Here is a 1,820-nt window from a genome sequence, read left to right as displayed (position 1 = left end):
GCCGCCGACCGGCTGGAGGCCGGGCCGCCGCCGAAGCCCGCGCCCGTCCACCGGCCGGCCGACGACCTGCCGCACCTGTCCGACCAGGAGTACACGCACGTGACGCGGTCCGCGCCGATGCTGGTGCGGCACGTCATGGGCGGCCTGGCGGAGCGGTTCCCCGCGATGGCCGGGTACGGCGAGCAGCAGCTCCGCCACACCGCGGAGGACATCGCCCACATCGTCGAGTTCCTCGGCACGGCCCTGTACCTGGACGACGCCGAGCTGTTCACCGGCTTCCTCACCTGGACGGCCGGGATCCTCACCGCCCGCGGCGTCCCCGCGCGCAGCCTGCCGCCGGCCCTGGACCTGCTCGCGGGGCGGCTCGCCGACTACCCCCGCGCCGCGGACCTGCTCGCCCGCGCCGGCAAGGCGCTCGAAGAACCCCCCTCGGACTCCGGCGGCCGGCCGTCCGGCACCGCCGCGGGAGGCCCCGACCCCGCCCCCGGCCAAGGAAGGACTGCATGACCGCCTCCGCCCCCGACACCTCCGCCCCCGACGCCCCGCTGCGCCTGGTCGCCACCGCCCCGGACGCGCACTCCGTCCGGATCGCGCTGCACGGCGACCTCGACTACGCCACCACCGCCCTGCTGCACGACGCGGTCGGCTCGGCGCTGGACGGCTCACCGGACCTGCGCGACCTCTGCCTCGACTGCGCCGGGCTCGGCTTCTGCGACTCCTCCGGGCTGGGCGCGCTGCTGCTTGTCCGCCGCCGGACGGCCGCCGCGGACATCCGGCTCCGGATCACCGGACGCGGCCCCCAGCTGAACCGGCTGCTCGACATCACCGGGACGATGGAGTACCTCACCGGCGAGGAGCCCGCCGCCGTGGGCTCCGCCCTGGGGTCCGCCGTGCCGTCCGCCGGGGAGCGGCACGACGGAGAGACCCCGGGCGGGTCGTGAAGGACCCGGTCACAGCGACGCCATGACGCGGGCCCGGTGCTCGGCGGGCGTGCCCCACGCCGTGTACAGGGCCCGCGCCTTGCGGATCCACAGGGACGGGTCGTACTCGTCGGTGTAGCCGATGGCGCCGTGCACCTGGAGGGCGGTCCTCGCCGTGGCGTAGGACGCCTCGGACGCGGCGACCTTGGCGGCGGACACGTCCCGCGCGAAGTCCGGGGTCCCGTACGCCAGCGCGGCGCCGTAGAGGAGGGGCCGGGCGAACTCCAGCTCGACCAGGGCGCCCGCGAGGTGGTGCGCGATCGCCTGGTACTCGCCGATCGGACGGCCGAACTGGCGCCGCGTCTTCGCGTACTCGACCGACACGTCCAGCAGCGCCCGGCCGACCCCGAGCTGCTGCGCCGCGCACAGCAGCGTCCCGAGGTCGGAGATGCCGGGCACGGGCGAGCCGACGGGGAACAGCCGGCGGGCGGGGTCCAGGGACGGCAGCGCCCGCCCGGCCGGCTCGCGCGGGGTGCCGTCGAGCGCGAGGACCGCGTCGGCGACGTCGGCGTCCAGCGCGTGCGGGACGGCCAGCGACACGAGCGCCGCGCCCTCCGCGATCCGCTCCGGCAGCGCGGGCTCGCCCAGCGCGTCCGGGTGCAGCCGGACGAGCAGTTCGGCGGCGGCGAGCGTCTCGACGTAGGGGCCCGGCGCCGCGGCGCGCCCGAGCTCCTCCATCGCGACGACCAGCTCGACGGGCAGCGGCCCGGCGCCGCCGTGCTCCTCGGGGACGGCGAGCGCGAACACGCCGGTCCCGGCGACCGCCGACCACAGGGCGCGGCCATGCAGGGCGCCTGCTTCGGCGCCGCCCTCTCGTTCCGGCGGGTCCACGTGACCCGG

The 1,820-nt window shown here is 77.4% G+C and carries 2 protein-coding genes and 1 pseudogene; 2 read left to right on the top strand and 1 reads right to left on the bottom strand.

The features are described 5' to 3' along the window. A pseudogene (locus E1300_RS49400) lies at positions 1–507 on the top strand (cobalamin-binding protein); the annotation flags it as partial. Beyond that, positions 504–941 carry an STAS domain-containing protein gene (locus E1300_RS49395; RefSeq protein WP_131764138.1) on the top strand — a complete coding sequence of 146 codons (438 nt, stop codon included), beginning with the start codon at positions 504–506 and terminating at the stop codon, positions 939–941. The pseudogene E1300_RS49400 and the gene E1300_RS49395, both read left to right, overlap by 4 nt. A gap of 9 nt (positions 942–950) precedes the next feature. On the opposite strand, the gene E1300_RS49390 is transcribed toward E1300_RS49395, so the two are convergent. Continuing rightward, positions 951–1,820 (bottom strand): acyl-CoA dehydrogenase family protein (locus E1300_RS49390; protein ID WP_131764137.1); only part of this gene is annotated, 870 nt, incomplete at its 5' end.

The sequence above is a fragment of the Actinomadura fibrosa genome, from assembly GCF_900659615.1.
GTDB classification, from domain to species: Bacteria; Actinomycetota; Actinomycetes; order Streptosporangiales; family Streptosporangiaceae; genus Spirillospora; species Spirillospora fibrosa.
Note: the sequence above shows the minus strand (reverse complement) of the source record. Positions and strands in the feature narration are given on the sequence as shown.

Bases quoted from the DNA above. Each gene is read 5' to 3' on its own strand.
- E1300_RS49395 (WP_131764138.1), top strand. From the start codon at position 504: ATGACCGCCTCCGCCCCCGACACCTCCGCCCCCGACGCCCCGCTGCGC.